The organism is Pseudomonas sp. SB113, assembly GCF_040754745.1.
GTDB lineage: Bacteria > Pseudomonadota > Gammaproteobacteria > Pseudomonadales > Pseudomonadaceae > Aquipseudomonas > Aquipseudomonas grimontii.
Map to the genome: position 1 here is coordinate 268,231 of NZ_JBFMHW010000005.1, position 17,851 is coordinate 286,081.

Consider the following 17,851-nt stretch of genomic DNA (forward strand, 5'->3'; position numbering starts at 1 on the left):
CGCGGTCATTGGTATGCTCAAGTTGGCGCTGACATGAAAGAAAAACAGAAAGTACAATACACAATCTACTTATGTAGCTTATAAGCCTGCGAATCATCTTCTCTCGTAGATAATTAATATTCTGGATATTTTACATATTAAACATCGGAAACACACATGGATGTCGAATTTATCAGGAGCCAAGCTTAAATCGGGATTGGAAAGTTAGCGGCGCATGAAAATGCGATAGACAACGCGACAGGAATCAGAATGGCCGCCTTTAATGCATCGGGAATCTTACTTTGTTTAATTTTCTCAAACCCAATTATCAGCACCCATGATGCTCCTACAACAATAAGGCCCCAACAAAGAATATTTAAAAACTCTCCAACCGAGAAACTTCCCATCGTAGATCCTAAAGTAGAGTTGAAAATCCCAACCAATGAATGTCTCGCTAGTATGGGGCTTATCGCGAACGGGCAGCCCCAATCCCAATGTCAGGCTGCGCTGCTTGGGCTTGTGCCTCTAGTGACAAGCCCACCGGCTATTCCTGCGTACAAACTGCCTATAGCAATTCCTACCGACTGGGCAGTTGTAGTCGGCGTATAAAACCCTGCAACTGCACCTGTGGTCATTGCAGCAGCAGCACCGCTCAATGTCGCAGACTGCCCAGCGCCAGCTTGGGTCCCTACGTATGCCATCCCTCCTGCAACTGCACCTGCGGCAGCCCCCCATGGCCCAACAGCTCCTGCAACTTTTTCAATTTCATCAGGCGTCAATTTACGCATCTTCATTTCCCTATTGGCGGTGTCTTAATATAATTTTAAATTTTACAATAACATTGCGCAAGTATTGAGATAACCCTACATCTGTAGGGGGGGGGGCAGTCTCATACAAAATCCCTTTAAACCCTATCCATATGCGGCGAACGCACCTTACAAGAACATATAGTGAAGTGAGGCTGTAGAACGATCAAGACCTCTCTGCTATTGGTCCAGAGTGTGTAAAACCGCTTCGCCAAAACTGAAGTGGGCGCGTCTACGTTAAATCTGAAATTCATCGGCACGTCAACAGATGTAGATTTCGCTCAGATGCGCGATTTCCAATCAGATCATGAGTACCTGTCGCGCTCGAAAAAGTTTTCGACACAACCTGGGCCAATAGCAACCGTTCAAAGATGCCTAAAAAACCAGGGACTATTCAAGTTTAGCTTCAGAAACAGCCAGTTCCCTATTTAAAATCTTTATTACTATTGAGCCGTATCTCCAATTTTTTGTGCCGGAGGGCCATGAAAATTACGAATCACGCGATGAATCAATTTATCTCAGATGTGCATAAGCCCCGAAAAATACCGAAGGAATTAGAGGCACGTTCAGATCGGCTCGTTCTGTCTAAGTTCTTTTGCTGCCGTGTCGATGGTTGACTGGGCTTGGATAGAATCAGTGGAAGTCACAGTCCAAGTGGCTATGAAATGAGTGTCCAAGTATTCATGGAATGAGCATCCAAATGCTCATGGAGTCCTGATTCCACCCTCATTAATGGCTTCCAGCCACTAAATCACCCTTCCGACCCGCTTTACAAAGGAAGTAAGTGACTCATCAGGTCGTATTTGCAAGAGCATCAGAAACGCCGGTGCATTGGTGCCAATTTAGGAACCGGGCGGGAGAAGCCTGTCGCGACCTCAAGGGAGCCAGCGAGCGCTCCCCTGTGCTGCGACAGTTTTAATTAGCTAGCGACAGTTTTAATTCTCTAAATCCAGCGGGCCTCCAGGGTGAAGCGGATTACTCCACCGTCACCGACTTCGCCAGGTTACGCGGCTGGTCAACGTCGGTGCCTTTGAGCACGGCGACGTAGTACGACAGCAGCTGCAGCGGGATGGTGTAGAGGATCGGCGACAGGGTGTCGTGGATGTGCGGCATGTTGATGACGTGGGTGCCTTCGCCGTTGGTCATGCCGGCTTTTTCGTCGGCGAACACGATCAATTGGCCGCCACGGGCGCGGACTTCCTGCAGGTTGGACTTGAGCTTCTCCAGCAGTTCGTTGTTCGGCGCTACGGTGACCACCGGCATGTCGTCGTCCACCAAGGCCAACGGGCCGTGTTTGAGCTCACCGGCCGGGTAGGCTTCGGCGTGGATGTACGAAATTTCCTTGAGCTTCAGCGAGCCTTCCATCGCCACCGGGTACTGCGCGCCACGGCCGAGGAACAGGGTGTGGTTCTTATCGGCGAACAGTTCGGCGACTTTTTCCACGGTGCTGTCCATGGCCAAGGCTTCGCCCAGGCGGGTCGGCAGGCGGCGCAGTTCTTCCACCAGGGTGGCTTCGACGCCGGCAGCCAACGTGCCGCGAACCTGGCCCAGGGACAGGGTCAGCAGCAGCAGGCCAACCAACTGGGTGGTGAACGCTTTGGTGGACGCTACGCCGATTTCGCGACCGGCCTGGGTCAGCAGGGTCAGGTCGGACTCACGCACCAGGGAGCTGATGCTGACGTTGCAGATCGCCAGGCTGGCAAGGAAGCCCAGCTCTTTGGCATTGCGCAGCGCGGCCAGGGTGTCGGCGGTTTCGCCGGACTGGGAAATGGTCACGAACAGGGTGTCGGGCTGCACCACCACCTTGCGGTAGCGGAACTCACTGGCGACTTCGACCTGGCACGGGATGCCGGCCAGTTCTTCCAGCCAGTAACGAGCAACCATACCGGCGTGGTAGCTGGTGCCACAGGCCACGATCTGCACATTGCGCACTTTGGCGAACAGCTCGGCGGCCTGGGGGCCGAAGGCGTTGACCAGCACTTGCTTGTCGCCAAGGCGGCCTTCCAGGGTGCGCTGCACCACGGCCGGTTGCTCGTGGATTTCCTTGAGCATGAAGTGGCGGAACTCGCCTTTGTCGGCGGCCTCAGCACCGTCGCGGTATTGCACGGCTTCGCGTTCGACGGAATTGCCGTTCACATCCCAGATCGCCACGCTTTCACGGCGAATGTCGGCAATATCGCCTTCTTCCAGGTACATGAAGCGATCGGTGACCTGGCGCAGGGCCAGTTGGTCGGAGGCGAGGAAGTTCTCGCCCAGGCCCAGGCCGATTACCAGCGGGCTGCCACTGCGGGCGGCAACTACGCGGTCCGGTTGGCTGGCGCTGACCACGGCCAGACCGTAGGCGCCGTGCAGTTCCTTGACCGTGGCCTTGAGGGCGTTGGTCAGGTCGCCGTGGTCCTTGAGCTTGTGGTTGAGCAGGTGGGCGATGACTTCGGTGTCGGTGTCCGAAGTGAATACGTAGCCCATGCTCTTGAGCTGTTCGCGCAGCACTTCGTGGTTTTCGATGATGCCGTTGTGCACCACCGCCAAGTCACCGGAGAAGTGCGGGTGGGCGTTACGCTCGCACGGTGCGCCGTGGGTAGCCCAGCGGGTGTGAGCAATACCCAGGCGACCTACCAGCGGCTCGCCGGCCAACGCCTGCTCCAACTCGCTGACCTTACCTGGGCGACGCATGCGCTCAAGCTTGCCGACGTTGGTGAAGACGGCCACACCCGCGCTGTCGTAGCCGCGGTATTCCAGGCGCTTGAGGCCTTCGAGCAGGATGGCAGTAACGTTACGTTCGGCGACTGCGCCAACAATTCCACACATGGTGCTTCTCCTAGATGATTGCCGCGCATATCAGCGTAATGCCGCGGGCTTGGATCTGGTCGCGGGCCTCAAGCGGCAGGCGATCATCGGTAATCAGGGTATGGACGCTGCTCCAGGGCAGTTCCAGGTTGGGAATCTTGCGGCCGATCTTGTCGGATTCGACCATCACCACCACTTCACGGGCGACCTCGGCCATCACACGGCTCAGGCCCAGCAATTCGTTGAACGTGGTGGTGCCACGTTGCAGATCGATGCCGTCGGCGCCGATGAACAGTTGATCAAAGTCGTAGGAACGCAACACCTGCTCGGCGACCTGGCCCTGGAACGAGTCCGAATGCGGGTCCCAGGTACCGCCGGTCATCAACAGCACCGGCTCGTGTTCCAGTTCGCTCAAGGCGCTGGCCACGTGCAGGGAATTGGTCATGACGACCAGGCCGGGCTGGTGGCCCAGTTCCGGGATCATGGCAGCGGTGGTGCTGCCACTGTCGATGATGATGCGGGCGTGTTCACGCAAACGTGTCACGGCAGCACGGGCGATCGCACGCTTGTAGGCAGAGACCGGTTGGGCGGGGTCGCCCACCAGTTCCTGAGGCATGGTGATCGCCCCCCCGTAGCGGCGCAGCAACAGGCCGTTACTTTCGAGGGCGGCCAAGTCCTTGCGGATAGTGACTTCCGAGGTTTCGAAACGCTTGGCCAATTCGTCCACGCTCACTTCGCCCTGTTCGTTGAGCAAGGTGAGGATGTTGTGGCGTCGTTGGGGTGTATTTCGTTTCGACATGGTGATGATAAGTTTCGTTTCGAAAGATAACGAAGGCAATCAAAACCTATTGGTGAAAGATCGTCAAGCGGCGGGCTGCATTTTTTTGATAACGACGCAGAGCAAATGTGGGAGGGGGCTTGCCCCCGATAGCAGTGTGTCAGTCGGTACATAAGCTGACTGATCTACCGCCATCGGGGGCAAGCCCCCTCCCACATTGGAGTTATGTCGCCTGAGAGATTGTGGATAACTCAGGTCTTTTTGATTTTGACCGGGCGTTTCCAGCCGTCGATGTTGCGTTGGCGGGCACGGGCTACGGCCAGTTGGGACTTATCCACATCCTGGTTGATGGTTGAGCCCGCGGCAGTATTCGAACCATCACCGATAGTCACTGGTGCAATCAGCGAGTTATTCGAGCCGATGAATACGTCCTCACCAATAGTGGTCTGGTACTTGTTGGCGCCATCGTAGTTGCAGGTGATTGCGCCGGCACCAATGTTGCTGCGAGCACCGATTACCGCATCACCGAGGTAGGCCAGGTGGCCGGCCTTTGCGTCGTCGCCCATTCGTGCGTTTTTCAGTTCGACGAAATTGCCGACATGCGCCCTGGCGCCCATCACTGTGCCCGGACGCAACCGCGCAAACGGGCCGGCATCGCTGCCCTCGCCCATCACCGCGCCGTCGATATGGCTGTTAGCCTTGATCACCACGCCCTTGCGCAGGGTGCTGTCCTTGATCACGCAGTTCGGGCCGATGACTACGTCGTCTTCGATGATTACACGACCTTCAAGGATCACGTTGATGTCGATCAGCACGTCGCGGCCCACGGTGACCTCACCGCGTACGTCAAAACGCGCAGGGTCGCGCAGGGTCACACCTTGGGCCATCAGGCGGCGGCCTTCACGCAGTTGGTAGTGACGCTCGAGCTCTGCAAGCTGCTTACGATCATTGGCGCCTTGCACTTCCATTGGGTCGTGAGGCTGTTCGGTGGCGACCAGCAGGCCATCACTCACGGCCATCTCGATCACATCGGTGAGGTAATACTCACCTTGGGCGTTGTTGTTGGACAGACGGCTCATCCAGTCGGCGAGCTTGTCGGCAGGGACGGCGAGGATACCGGTGTTGCCTTCGGTGATCGCGCGCTGGGCTTCGCTGGCGTCCTTGTGCTCAACGATGGCCGCGACCTTGCCGTCGGCATTGCGCACGATACGTCCGTAGCCGGTAGGGTCGTCAAGTTCAACGGTGAGCAGGCCCATTTGGCCAGGTACCACATGCTTGAGCAGGCGTTGCAGGGTTTCCACTTCGATCAGCGGCACGTCACCGTAGAGGATCAGCACGGTGTCAGCGGTAATGAACGGCACAGCTTGCGCGGTGGCGTGGCCGGTCCCCAGTTGTTTGTCCTGTAATACGAAATTCAGGTCATCCGCGGCCAGGCGCTCGCGCACCACATCAGCACCGTGGCCGATTACTACGTGGATGCGTTGCGGGTCCAACTGACGAGCACTGTGGATAACATGCCCAAGCATGGAGTTGCCAGCAACCGGGTGCAGCACCTTGGGCAGGGCCGAACGCATGCGGGTGCCCTGGCCTGCGGCGAGAATGACGATTTCAAGAGACATGAATGGCTACCAATCCTGGACGGTCCGGCTTCAGACCAAAGATGTGTTTTGCTAAATAAAGAAAAAGGGTAGCCGAGGCTACCCTTTTTAATCAATCGCGCATAAGCATCACGGCGTGGCCGCTTACTTCTTGCGGATCTGCTGGAGCGTGCGCAGCTGGGCTGCAGCCTCGGCCAGACGTACAGCAGCAGCGCTGTAGTCGAAGTCCGCACCCTTTTCGTTCAGGGCCTTCTCGGCAGCCTTGACGGCTTCCTGAGCGGAGGCTTCATCCAGATCGCCAGCACGTTGCACGGTGTCGGCAAGTACCTTGACCATGTTCGGCTGAACCTCAAGGAAACCACCGGAGATGTAAAACACCTCCTTTTCCCCGCCTTGCTTGGTCAGAGTGATCGGACCTGGCTTCAAGCTGGTGATCAATGGCGCGTGGCCCATGGCAATACCCAGGTCACCGAGTTCGCCGTGTGCAATCACCATTTCTACCAGACCGGAGAAAATTTCCCCTTCCGCGCTGACGATATCGCAATGGACTGTCATAGCCATCTGATTGCCTCAACCTGATGAGCGCCCGTTTCCGGGCGCTTGGATTACAGTTTCTTGGCTTTCTCGATCGCTTCTTCGATGCCGCCGACCATGTAGAACGCTTGTTCTGGCAGGTGGTCGTAGTCACCGTTGAGGATGCCTTTGAAGCCAGCAATGGTGTCTTTCAGGGAAACGTATTTACCCGAAGCACCGGTGAAGACTTCAGCCACGAAGAACGGCTGCGACAAGAAGCGCTGGATCTTACGAGCACGGTTTACCAACTGCTTGTCGGCTTCCGACAGCTCGTCCATACCCAGGATCGCAATGATGTCCTTCAGTTCTTTGTAACGCTGCAGCACGTACTGAACGCCGCGAGCGGTGTCGTAGTGCTCCTGGCCGATCACGTTCGGGTCCAGCTGGCGCGAAGTCGAGTCGAGTGGATCGACCGCTGGGTAGATACCCAGGGAAGCGATGTCACGGGACAGAACGACGGTGGCGTCCAAGTGGGCGAAGGTGGTCGCAGGCGATGGGTCGGTCAAGTCATCCGCAGGTACGTATACCGCTTGGATCGAAGTGATCGAACCTTCCTTGGTCGAAGTGATACGTTCTTGCAGAACGCCCATCTCTTCAGCCAGGGTCGGCTGGTAACCTACTGCGGAAGGCATACGGCCCAGCAGTGCGGATACTTCAGTACCGGCCAGGGTGTAACGGTAGATGTTGTCGACGAACAACAGAACGTCGTTACCTTCGTCACGGAACTTCTCGGCCATGGTCAGGCCAGTCAGTGCTACGCGCAGACGGTTTCCCGGCGGCTCGTTCATCTGACCGTAAACCAGTGCCACTTTGTCCAGAACGTTGGAGTCCTTCATCTCGTGGTAGAAGTCGTTACCCTCACGAGTACGCTCACCCACACCGGCGAACACGGAATAACCGCTGTGCTCGATGGCGATGTTACGGATCAGTTCCATCATGTTTACGGTCTTGCCTACACCGGCACCACCGAACAGACCGACTTTACCGCCTTTGGCGAACGGGCAAACCAGGTCGATAACCTTGATGCCGGTTTCCAGCAGGTCGTTGCCGCCAGCTTGTTCCGCAAACGAAGGTGCTGGACGGTGAATGCCCCAGCGCTCTTCGGTGTCGATCGGACCAGCTTCGTCAATCGGGTTGCCCAGTACGTCCATGATCCGGCCCAGGGTCGCTTTACCGACCGGTACGGAGATGGCAGCGCCAGAGTCGATAACGTCCAGACCGCGCTTCAAGCCTTCGGTGGAACCCATCGCAATGGTACGAACTACGCCGTCGCCCAGCTGCTGCTGAACTTCCAGAGTAGTTTCCGCGCCTTGTACTTTCAGCGCGTTGTAGATGCTCGGTACGCTGTCGCGTGGAAATTCCACGTCGATAACGGCGCCGATGATTTGAACGATACGTCCGCTACTCATAGCTGGATCCTCTGAATATTTGAACCGTTAAACCGCGGCAGCGCCGCCGACGATTTCCGAGATCTCTTGGGTGATCGCAGCCTGACGCGCCTTGTTGTAGATCAGCTGCAAATCGCTGATCAGATCACCGGCGTTATCGGTAGCGTTTTTCATCGCGATCATCCGCGCCGCTTGTTCAGCTGCGTTGTTCTCGACCACCGCCTGGTACACCTGCGACTCCACGTAGCGCACCATCAAGCCGTCAAGCAGCTCTTTGGCGTCTGGTTCGTAGAGGTAGTCCCAGTGGTGCTTGAGTTCCTGATCCGGAGTCGCCACCAGTGGAATCAATTGCTCCACGGTTGGCTGCTGGGTCATGGTGTTGATGAACTTGTTGGATACCACGGAAAGGCGGTCAATCCGGCCTTCCAGGTACGCATCCAGCATCACCTTCACACTGCCGATCAAATCATTGATCGACGGTTCTTCACCCAGGTGGCTGATAGCTGCAACGACGTTACCGCCGAAGTTGCGGAAAAAGGCCGCACCCTTGCTACCAACAACACACAGATCGATCTCGACGCCGTTTTCGCGGTTTACCGCCATGTCCTTGACCAGGGCCTTGAACAGGTTGGTATTCAAACCACCGCACAAACCACGGTCACTGCTCACTACCACATAACCCACACGCTTGACGGCGCGTTCGATCATGAATGGGTGGCGGTATTCCGGGTTGGCGTTGGCCAGATGCCCAATTACCTGGCGGATACGCTCCGCATAAGGACGGCTAGCAGCCATGCGCATTTGTGCCTTGCGCATTTTGCTGACCGCCACTTTTTCCATGGCGCTGGTAATTTTTTGCGTGCTTTTGATGCTCGCAATCTTACTGCGAATCTCTTTTGCGCCTGCCATGTAACACCTATCAGGTTAGCAAGCGGGAGCCTTGCGGCTCCCGCTGCGGCTTACCAGGTTTGGGTGGCCTTGAACTTCTCGATACCGGCTTTCATGCCAGCGTCGATATCGTCATTGAAGTCACCCTTCACGTTGATCTTCGCCATCAATTCGGCGTGATCGCGGTTGAAGTAAGCAATCAGCGCTTGTTCAAAGCTGCCGACCTTGGCGATTTCAACGTCGGTCAGGAACCCACGCTCAGCGGCATACAGCGACAACGCCATGTCAGCGATCGACATTGGGGCGTATTGCTTCTGCTTCATCAGCTCGGTAACGCGCTGACCATGCTCAAGTTGCTTACGGGTCGCTTCGTCCAGGTCAGAAGCGAACTGGGCGAATGCCGCCAGTTCACGGTACTGAGCCAGAGCGGTACGGATACCACCGGAGAGCTTCTTGATGATCTTGGTCTGAGCGGCACCACCCACACGGGATACCGAAACACCGGCGTTCACTGCAGGACGGATGCCCGAGTTGAACATGGCCGATTCCAGGAAGATCTGACCGTCGGTGATGGAAATCACGTTGGTCGGAACGAACGCGGAAACGTCGCCAGCCTGGGTTTCGATGATCGGCAGTGCGGTCAGGGAACCGGTTTTGCCGGTCACTGCGCCGTTGGTGAACTTCTCTACGTACTCTTCCGAAACGCGGGATGCGCGCTCCAGCAGACGGGAGTGGAGATAGAACACGTCGCCTGGGTAAGCTTCACGGCCTGGTGGACGGCGCAGCAGCAGGGAAATCTGGCGGTAAGCCACTGCTTGCTTGGACAGATCGTCATAAACGATCAGCGCGTCTTCACCGCGGTCGCGGAAGAATTCACCCATGGTGCAACCGGAGTACGGTGCCAGGAATTGCAGCGCAGGAGATTCCGAAGCACTGGCAGCCACGATGATCGTGTTGGCCAGGGCGCCGTTCTCTTCCAGCTTGCGAACCACGTTGGCGATGGTCGACTGCTTCTGACCGATCGCTACGTAGACGCAGAAAATGCCGCTGTTCTTCTGGTTGATGATCGCGTCGATCGCCAGAGCGGTTTTACCGATCTGACGGTCACCGATGATCAGCTCACGCTGGCCACGGCCGACTGGGATCATGGCATCGACAGCCTTGTAGCCAGTCTGTACAGGCTGGTCTACCGACTTACGCCAGATCACGCCTGGAGCAACTTTCTCGACCGCATCGGTCTCGGTGTTGCCCAGTGGACCTTTACCGTCAACAGGGTTACCCAGTGCGTCGACTACGCGACCCAGCAGTTCCTTACCAACCGGAACTTCCAGGATGCGGCCTGTGCACTTGGCGCTCATGCCTTCAGCCAGACTGGTGTACGCGCCCAATACAACGGCACCTACGGAGTCTTGCTCCAGGTTGAGGGCCATACCGTAGACGCCGCCCGGAAACTCGATCATCTCGCCGTACATAACGTCGGCCAGACCGTGAATCCGCACGATGCCGTCAGATACGCTGACGACAGTGCCTTCGTTACGGGCTTGGGAGGTCACATCGAGCTTGTCGATGCGGCCCTTGATAATTTCACTTATTTCGGAAGGATTGAGTTGCTGCATTGCTCTGCTGCCCCTTCAAACTCAAGATTTCAATGCTTCGGCAAGATTCGCGAGTTTGCCGCGAATCGAGCCATCGATAACCAGGTCGCCGGCGCGAATGACAACACCCCCAATAAGGGATGGGTCTTCCGCAACTTGCAGGCGCACTTCCCGGTCGAGTCGTGCACTGAGAACCTTGGCGAGTTTGTCTTGCTGTTCTTGGTTCAATGCAAAAGCACTGGTCACTTCAACGTCTACCGATTTCTCTTGCTCGGCCTTGTACAGGTCGAACAGAGCGGCAATCTCCGGCAAAAGCAGGAGACGGTCGTTTTCGGCGATGACATTGATGAAGTTCTGCACTTTCACATCAAACTTGTCGCCGCACACTTCAATAAAAGTGGCGGCCTTGTCTGCGCTCGTCAGTCGCGGGGCCTTGAGCACGCGCTGCATGGTGTCGTCTTGCGACACTGCTGCAGCCAGGCCGAGCATGGCTGACCAAGAGGCCAGCTGCTGGTGGGCCTGGGCGTGCTCGAAGGCTGCCTTAGCGTAAGGTCGGGCCAACGTGGTCAATTCTGCCATGATCGCCCTCGCTTAAATTTCAGCAGCCAGTTTGTTAACCAGCTCCGCGTGCGCGTTTTGATCGATTGTGGCACCCAGGATCTTCTCAGCACCGCCGACGGCCAGAGCACCCAGTTGGGCACGCAGCGCATCTTTGACACCGTTCAGTTCCTGCTCGATCTCGGCTTGAGCCTGAACCTTCACACGGTCAGCGTCGATACGGGCTTTTTCAACAGCCTCTTCAACAATCTGGTTACCGCGTTTCTTGGCTTGCTCAATGATTTCGGCTGCTTGAGCTTTCGCTTCGCGCAGTTGCTGACCCGCTTTATCTTGGGCCAACTCCAGGTCGCGAGCTGCTCGTGCGGCAGCGTCCAGTCCATCCGCGATCTTCTTTTGACGTTCGTGCAAAGCCGCGATGACCGGAGGCCATACGAACTTCATGCAGAAAACGACAAAAATCAAGAACGCTAAGGACTGACCAATAATGGTTGCATTAATGTTCACGCCAATACCTCGCTCATTCGTTGCACAACACACCAATCACTCGAAAAACGAGTGATTAACCGGCGAGTTGACCAACGAAGGGGTTCGCGAAGGTGAAGAACAGAGCGATACCAACGCCGATCATGGTCACGGCGTCGAGCAGGCCGGCAACGATGAACATTTTAACTTGCAGCATTGGAACCATTTCTGGCTGACGCGCTGCGCCTTCCAGGAACTTGCCGCCCAGCAGGCCGAAACCAATGGCAGTACCCAGGGCGCCCAGGCCGATCAACAGTGCAACAGCGATAGCGGTTAGACCAACTACAGTTTCCATCTTTCCTCCCGACTTTTACGTCGTATGGTTTAGGTTTTTTAGATTTTAAAGCGGTAAAACAAATCGTTTCATAGCCCTGGTGGGCCACCTTCCCGTTTCACCGGGAAGGACATCAGACTAGTCGAGACTGGTCTTAATGGTTCTCTTCGTGCGCCATCGACAGGTAGACGATGGTCAGCATCATGAAGATGAAGGCCTGCAGGGTGATGATCAGGATGTGGAACACAGCCCACGCCCACTGCAGAACAATGCCCAGGCCGCTAAGCCAGAGCAGGCCGCTGCCGAACATCACAGCGATCAGAATGAACACCAGCTCGCCGGCATACATGTTGCCGAACAGTCGCAGGGCCAGGGAGATCGGCTTGGCGATCAGGGTGACGAATTCCAGCAGGAAGTTCACCGGGATCAGCAGGGCTTGAACGAAGATGTTCTTGCTGCCGAACGGGTGCAGGGTCAGTTCGCCGATGAAGCCGCCGATGCCCTTGATCTTGATGCTGTAGAAAATGATCAACGCAAATACCGACAGGGCCATGCCCAGGGTAGCGTTCGGGTCAGTGGTCGATACGGCACGGAATGGAATGTGCGGGTCGCCGGAAATCGCCATGGCCAACTGAGGAATCCAGTCAACCGGGATCAGGTCGACGGCGTTCATCAGGAACACCCAGACGAAGATGGTCAGTGCCAGCGGTGCAATCACCGGGCTACGGCCATGGAAGCTGTCTTTCACGCTGCCATCGACGAATTCGACCAATACTTCAACGAAGTTCTGCAAAGCACCTGGCTGACCGGAAGTCGCCTTCTTTGCCGCCATGCGGAAAATCAGGACGAAGATCAGACCCAAAGCGACCGACCAGCCCAGAGTATCCAGGTGGAAAGCCCAGAAGCCCATTTCTTTGGCCTCTGCTGCGGAGTGGGCAAAGCCCCAGCCGCCGTTGGGAAGCTGACCGAAGGTCAGGTTCTGCAAGTGGTGCTGGATATAGCCCGAAGCGGTTGTTTCTGCCATGGTTGCCTCAAACGCCCTAAGGTTTCGAAAGTCTTGTTTTCATTAGCAGGGGAGCGAACCAGCTGACCAGTTGGGTCAACACGAAGACGCCGAATACAGCCAGCGGCGCCAATGGCTTCACACCTGCAAAGGTCAGTGCAAACAGCACTGCCGTCAAAATCAGTTTCCCCGCCTCGCCGGCATAAAAAGACCGGACGATAGCCTGGGCTGCTCGGGCGCCGGAAAACCGAAAGGCCCTGTGAGCAAAATACATATTGGGCAGCAAGGCTATCAGGCCTCCGCAAAGTCCTGAATATCCGGCTACGACTCCATGCCAATACCAGAGCGCCAATGCGGCGATCAGCAAAATGACAAATTGAGCCAATAAAACCGGAAAAACAGCCAAGCGATGGAAGGGCAACGTGTTTGGCGTGCGGGTTTCCATCACTCTTGCTCCTCAATAGTCGGCTGCCGGAAATCAATAACTTGGCATAATTTGTGCCGACAAAATGCGCGCAGAGTATAGGGGCGGTTCTGCCCCTATTCAACTGCCGGGTAGTGATTTCCGATCACGCGCTACATAAGCAAATGTTTCAGCGGATGTGGGCAAGGACACCCTGAAGCTCATCAAGGGAGTTATATCCGATAACCAATTGTCCTTTGCCTTTCTTGCCGTGGCGAATTTGTACCGCAGAGCCCAGGCGCTCGGCCAGGCGCTGCTCGAGACGCGCAATATCCGGATCAGGTTTGGCCGTTTCGACCGGTGCAGGTTTGCCGCTTAGCCACTGGCGAACCAAGGCCTCGGTCTGACGAACGGTGAGCCCTCGTGCGACAACGTGTCGCGCCCCTTCAACCTGTTGATTTTCCGGCAACCCGAGCAAAGCACGAGCGTGCCCCATCTCCAGGTCGCCATGGGACAACATGGTCTTGATGACTTCCGGCAGCGCGATCAGGCGCAGCAAGTTGGACACGGTGACACGGGATTTACCCACGGCCTCGGCGACTTGTTGCTGGGTCAGTTGGAACTCCTGCTGCAAACGCTGCAAGGCGATCGCTTCTTCGATCGGATTGAGGTCTTCACGCTGGATGTTCTCGATCAGCGCCATGGCGATGGCGGTTTCATCCGGTACATCGCGCACCATCGCCGGGATGGTGTCCTTGCCGGCCTGCTGGCTGGCACGCCAGCGGCGTTCACCGGCGATGATTTCAAAGCGGCCGCCGCCGATCGGGCGAACCACAATCGGCTGCATCACGCCCTGGGCCTTGATCGAATTGGCCAGTTCTTCCAGCGCCTGGGGGTCCATGTCCCGGCGTGGCTGGTATTTGCCCCGCTGGATCAGGTCCAGGGGCAGGTGCTGCAGCTCGCGTTCCTCGGCCTGCACCGCTTGTTCTTCAAGCGATGTGACGGTTGGACCACTCAACAGTGCATCCAGTCCACGTCCGAGACCTCGTTTCTTGACGGCCATGGGGATTCCTTAAGTTGGCTGGGCTGCAGCGGTGCGTGAGTTGCGGCGTTGACGGCGAACCATCTCGCCGGCCAGAGCCAAGTAGGCAATGGCGCCACGCGAAGTTTTATCGTACGCCAGCGCAGGCATTCCATAGCTTGGCGCTTCGGCCAGGCGGATGTTGCGTGGAATCACAGTGTCGTACAACTGGTCACCGAAGTGTTCCTTGAGCTGCGCCGACACATCGTTCATCAGGCTCAGGCGCGGATCGAACATGGTCCGCAGCAGGCCTTCGATCTGCAGGTTCGGATTGAGCAGTTCGGCGATACGCTTGATGTTATCCACAAGGTCGCTCAAGCCTTCCAACGCGTAGTACTCGCACTGCATGGGGATAATCACCCCATCGGCGGCCACCAATGCGTTAAGCGTGAGCATCGACAGCGACGGTGGGCAGTCGATCAAAATGTAGTCGTAGTTCTCGCGGATCGGTGCCAAAGCGCTGCGCAGACGGCTTTCCTTCATCTGCATTTCCAGCAACACCACTTCCGCCGCGGTCAAATCGCGGTTGGCCGGCAGCAGTTGATAACCGCCATGCTCGGAGTAGTGCATGGCCTGGGCCAGGTCGCACTCGCCAATCAGCAAGTCGTAGACCGAGTTTTCCAAGCCGTGTTTATCCACACCGCTACCCATGGTGGCGTTGCCCTGTGGATCGAGATCGATCAGCAGCACCCGGCGCTTGGTGGCGACCAGGGATGCTGCGAGGTTGATGCAGGTGGTGGTTTTGCCCACGCCACCTTTCTGGTTCGCTATCGCGAATACCTTAGCCATTCTTGCTTGTGTTCCCAATCATGCCGTGCGGCGCAGTATCAGCAGATGGCGTTGGCCTTGGCAACCGGGTACGGCCAAGGCGTGTTCGCTATCGAGGTGGAAGTCTGCCGGCAATGCTAACAGCTCATCGCTTGGATGGACGCCCTTCATTGCCAGCCAGCGGGTGTCGCGATCGCCCAGGTGACGGGTCCAGTTGCTGAAGTTCTCCATGCTGCTGAACGCCCGGGAAACAATTCCGTTGAAGGGCTGTTCAGGCGTAAAGGCTTCGACGCGACTGTGGATAACTTGCAGGTTATCCAGCTTGAGCTCAAGTTTGACCTGGGTGAGGAAACGAGTTTTCTTGCCGTTGCTGTCCAGGCAGGTCACTTGCGACTCGGGAAACAGGATAGCCAGTGGAATGCCAGGCATACCGCCACCACTGCCCACATCGAGCCAGCGGCCGTTTTCGATAAATGGCATCACGCTCAGACTGTCGAGCAAGTGACGGGAAACCATTTCGTCAGGATCACGCACGGCCGTCAGGTTGTAAGCCTTGTTCCATTTGATTAACAGGGCCAGGTAACCCAACAGCAACTCGTGCTGGGCTGCGGTCAAGTCCACACCCAATTGGCGCGCACCTGTGGATAACTCTTCGGCGTGTTGCGAGGTGACCAACGAACTCAAGCGCTTTGCTCCAACTGACGGCCCGCGCCGCGTTTTTTCAAGTGAATCATCAACAGCGAAATGGCTGCCGGGGTGACGCCGGGGATACGTGAGGCCTGGCCGAGTGTTTCGGGGCGAGTTATCCCCAGCTTGCTTTGGATTTCTTTCGACAACCCGGAAATGCCGGTGTAGTCGATATCAACAGGCAGCTTGGTGTCTTCACTGGCGCGCAGGCGAGCGATCTCGTCCTGCTGGCGGTCAATGTAACCAGCGTACTTGGTCTTGATTTCGACCTGCTCGGCAACCTGTGGATCATCTGCGCCGCCGCCGGTCACTTCGACCAGACCAGCGTAGTCGATTTCCGGACGGGACAGCAGGTTCAGCAAGTTGTACTCATGAGTCAGCGGCGTGCCGAATTTTTCGGCAATCGCGTCGCCCTGCTCGGTCCCCGGGCGAACCCAGGTACTTTTCAGGCGTTGCTCTTCGAGCTCGATGCTTTCGCGTTTTTTGCAGAAGGCGGCCCAACGGGCATCGTCGACCAGGCCCAGTTCACGACCTTTTTCGGTCAGGCGCAGGTCGGCGTTGTCTTCGCGCAGGATCAGGCGATATTCCGCTCGAGAAGTGAACATCCGATACGGTTCCTGGGTTCCCAGGGTAATCAGGTCATCGACCAACACGCCGATATACGCTTCATCGCGACGCGGGCACCAGCTGTCTTTGCCCTGTGCACGCAATGCGGCGTTGGTCCCGGCCAGCAAACCTTGGGCGCCGGCTTCTTCGTAACCGGTGGTGCCGTTGATTTGGCCAGCGAAGAACAGACCGCCGATCACTTTGGTTTCCAGGCTGTACTTCAGGTCACGCGGATCGAAGTAGTCGTATTCGATGGCGTAGCCAGGACGCACGATGTGTGCGTTTTCCATGCCGCGAATCGATTGCACGATCTGGATCTGCACGTCGAACGGCAGGGAGGTGGAAATCCCATTCGGGTAAAGCTCGTGGGTGGTCAGGCCTTCGGGCTCGATGAAGACCTGGTGGCTTTCCTTGTCGGCAAAGCGGTGGATCTTGTCTTCGATCGACGGGCAGTAACGCGGGCCAATCCCTTCGATCACCCCGGAGTACATCGGCGAACGGTCGAGGTTCGCGGCAATGATTTCGTGAGTGCGGGCGTTGGTGTGTGTAATCCAGCAGCTCACCTGTTTGGGGTGTTGCTCCTTGGAACCCATGAACGACATCACCGGAATCGGCGTATCGCCGGCTTGTTCGGTCATCACTGAAAAATCCACAGAACGCCCGTCGATGCGCGGCGGGGTCCCGGTTTTCAGGCGACCGACGCGCAGCGGCAATTCACGCAGGCGTTTTGCCAAGGCAATCGACGGCGGATCACCGGCACGACCACCCGAATAGTTCTGCATACCGATGTGGATAAGTCCGCCGAGGAAAGTACCGGTGGTCAACACTACGGATTCTGCGAAGAAACGCAGGCCCATTTGCGTAACAACACCGCGAACGACGTCCTGTTCGACGATCAAGTCATCGGCAGCTTGTTGAAATATCCACAGGTTGGGTTGGTTTTCCAGGGTTTCGCGGACCGCAGCTTTGTACAGGATGCGGTCTGCCTGGGCCCGAGTGGCGCGCACGGCCGGGCCTTTGCGGCTGTTGAGCACGCGAAATTGAATACCACCCTTGTCGGTAGCCATGGCCATCACGCCACCCAGGGCATCGATTTCCTTGACCAGATGGCTTTTGCCGATCCCACCAATGGCGGGGTTGCAACTCATGGCACCGAGGGTTTCCACGTTATGCGTCAACAACAGGGTTTTTACACCCATGCGTGCTGACGCCAGTGCTGCCTCGGTACCGGCATGACCGCCGCCGATGACGATCACTTCAAAACGGGAAGGGAAATCCACCACGCACCTCGTGCCTGCTTATGTAGGTAATTAGGAATTGATTGGTTGAGCTGGTTTTAAAGCTTTGGCGGCAAGTATAGGGACTTCGCCCTTCCTAAAGAACCCTTTGCACAAAATTTAACCAGCTGTGGATGAATCACAGACAATAGAAATTAAAAGAGAGAAAGTTATTAAATCTTTGTTTTTATGTTTATTTCTACTGAGCATGATTTCTGTGGATAGATCTCTACAGGCCTTTATTTACAATGTGTACAGCGATTCAAAAGTCTGTGGTCAT

Annotated in this window: 16 protein-coding genes; all 16 read right to left on the reverse strand. The window is 56.6% G+C overall.

The annotated features are described in order from the left end of the window. Positions 1 to 1,760: 1,760 nt before the first annotated feature. The 16 genes from glmS to mnmG all read right to left on the reverse strand — a co-directional run bounded on the left by glmS (position 1,761) and on the right by mnmG (position 17,574). Positions 1,761 to 3,593 carry a glutamine--fructose-6-phosphate transaminase (isomerizing) gene (gene glmS / locus AB1462_RS09345; RefSeq protein WP_367246623.1) on the reverse strand — a complete coding sequence of 611 codons (1,833 nt, stop codon included), beginning with the start codon at positions 3,591 to 3,593 and terminating at the stop codon, positions 1,761 to 1,763. Positions 3,594 to 3,603: 10 nt separating this feature from the next. Beyond that, a complete protein-coding gene (locus tag AB1462_RS09350; protein WP_090401328.1) occupies positions 3,604 to 4,371 on the reverse strand; it encodes a DeoR/GlpR family DNA-binding transcription regulator in 768 nt (255 codons plus the stop codon). A gap of 230 nt (positions 4,372 to 4,601) precedes the next feature. Beyond that, complete coding sequence (glmU, locus tag AB1462_RS09355; protein WP_090401327.1) at positions 4,602 to 5,969, reverse strand: bifunctional UDP-N-acetylglucosamine diphosphorylase/glucosamine-1-phosphate N-acetyltransferase GlmU; 1,368 nt, start codon at positions 5,967 to 5,969, stop codon at positions 4,602 to 4,604. A 123-nt stretch (positions 5,970 to 6,092) separates the two neighbouring features. Next, positions 6,093 to 6,509 carry a F0F1 ATP synthase subunit epsilon gene (locus tag AB1462_RS09360; RefSeq protein WP_003177061.1) on the reverse strand — a complete coding sequence of 139 codons (417 nt, stop codon included), beginning with the start codon at positions 6,507 to 6,509 and terminating at the stop codon, positions 6,093 to 6,095. A 44-nt stretch (positions 6,510 to 6,553) separates the two neighbouring features. After that, positions 6,554 to 7,930, reverse strand: coding sequence for a F0F1 ATP synthase subunit beta (gene atpD / locus AB1462_RS09365; RefSeq protein WP_003177062.1), 1,377 nt, complete (start codon positions 7,928 to 7,930; stop codon positions 6,554 to 6,556). Positions 7,931 to 7,957: 27 nt separating this feature from the next. Further along, a complete protein-coding gene (atpG, locus tag AB1462_RS09370; protein WP_003195829.1) occupies positions 7,958 to 8,818 on the reverse strand; it encodes a F0F1 ATP synthase subunit gamma in 861 nt (286 codons plus the stop codon). A gap of 50 nt (positions 8,819 to 8,868) precedes the next feature. Next, on the reverse strand, positions 8,869 to 10,413 hold the full coding sequence (gene atpA, locus AB1462_RS09375) for a F0F1 ATP synthase subunit alpha (protein WP_003177064.1): 1,545 nt from the start codon (positions 10,411 to 10,413) through the stop codon (positions 8,869 to 8,871). 21 nt (positions 10,414 to 10,434) lie between these two features. Then, positions 10,435 to 10,971 carry a F0F1 ATP synthase subunit delta gene (locus tag AB1462_RS09380; RefSeq protein ID WP_053127454.1) on the reverse strand — a complete coding sequence of 179 codons (537 nt, stop codon included), beginning with the start codon at positions 10,969 to 10,971 and terminating at the stop codon, positions 10,435 to 10,437. Between the two features lie 12 nt (positions 10,972 to 10,983). Then, a complete protein-coding gene (locus AB1462_RS09385) occupies positions 10,984 to 11,454 on the reverse strand; it encodes a F0F1 ATP synthase subunit B (protein ID WP_008439543.1) in 471 nt (156 codons plus the stop codon). Between the two features lie 55 nt (positions 11,455 to 11,509). Beyond that, complete coding sequence (atpE, locus tag AB1462_RS09390; protein ID WP_002555987.1) at positions 11,510 to 11,767, reverse strand: F0F1 ATP synthase subunit C; 258 nt, start codon at positions 11,765 to 11,767, stop codon at positions 11,510 to 11,512. 133 nt (positions 11,768 to 11,900) lie between these two features. Then, positions 11,901 to 12,770, reverse strand: coding sequence for a F0F1 ATP synthase subunit A (atpB, locus tag AB1462_RS09395; RefSeq protein WP_017736231.1), 870 nt, complete (start codon positions 12,768 to 12,770; stop codon positions 11,901 to 11,903). 16 nt (positions 12,771 to 12,786) lie between these two features. Beyond that, on the reverse strand, positions 12,787 to 13,194 hold the full coding sequence (locus tag AB1462_RS09400; protein WP_010565865.1) for a F0F1 ATP synthase subunit I: 408 nt from the start codon (positions 13,192 to 13,194) through the stop codon (positions 12,787 to 12,789). 148 nt (positions 13,195 to 13,342) lie between these two features. Further along, the gene (locus AB1462_RS09405; RefSeq protein ID WP_053127452.1) at positions 13,343 to 14,215 is read right to left on the reverse strand and encodes a ParB/RepB/Spo0J family partition protein; all 873 of its coding nucleotides are present in this window, start codon (positions 14,213 to 14,215) and stop codon (positions 13,343 to 13,345) included. Positions 14,216 to 14,224: 9 nt separating this feature from the next. Beyond that, positions 14,225 to 15,022 (reverse strand): ParA family protein, encoded by a 798-nt coding sequence (locus tag AB1462_RS09410; protein ID WP_090401326.1) that lies wholly within the window; start codon positions 15,020 to 15,022, stop codon positions 14,225 to 14,227. A gap of 18 nt (positions 15,023 to 15,040) precedes the next feature. Further along, positions 15,041 to 15,685 (reverse strand): 16S rRNA (guanine(527)-N(7))-methyltransferase RsmG, encoded by a 645-nt coding sequence (rsmG, locus tag AB1462_RS09415; RefSeq protein WP_090401325.1) that lies wholly within the window; start codon positions 15,683 to 15,685, stop codon positions 15,041 to 15,043. Then, positions 15,682 to 17,574 carry a tRNA uridine-5-carboxymethylaminomethyl(34) synthesis enzyme MnmG gene (gene mnmG, locus AB1462_RS09420; RefSeq protein ID WP_090401324.1) on the reverse strand — a complete coding sequence of 631 codons (1,893 nt, stop codon included), beginning with the start codon at positions 17,572 to 17,574 and terminating at the stop codon, positions 15,682 to 15,684. The genes rsmG and mnmG overlap by 4 nt, the downstream gene beginning before the upstream one ends. Positions 17,575 to 17,851: the final 277 nt, after the last annotated feature.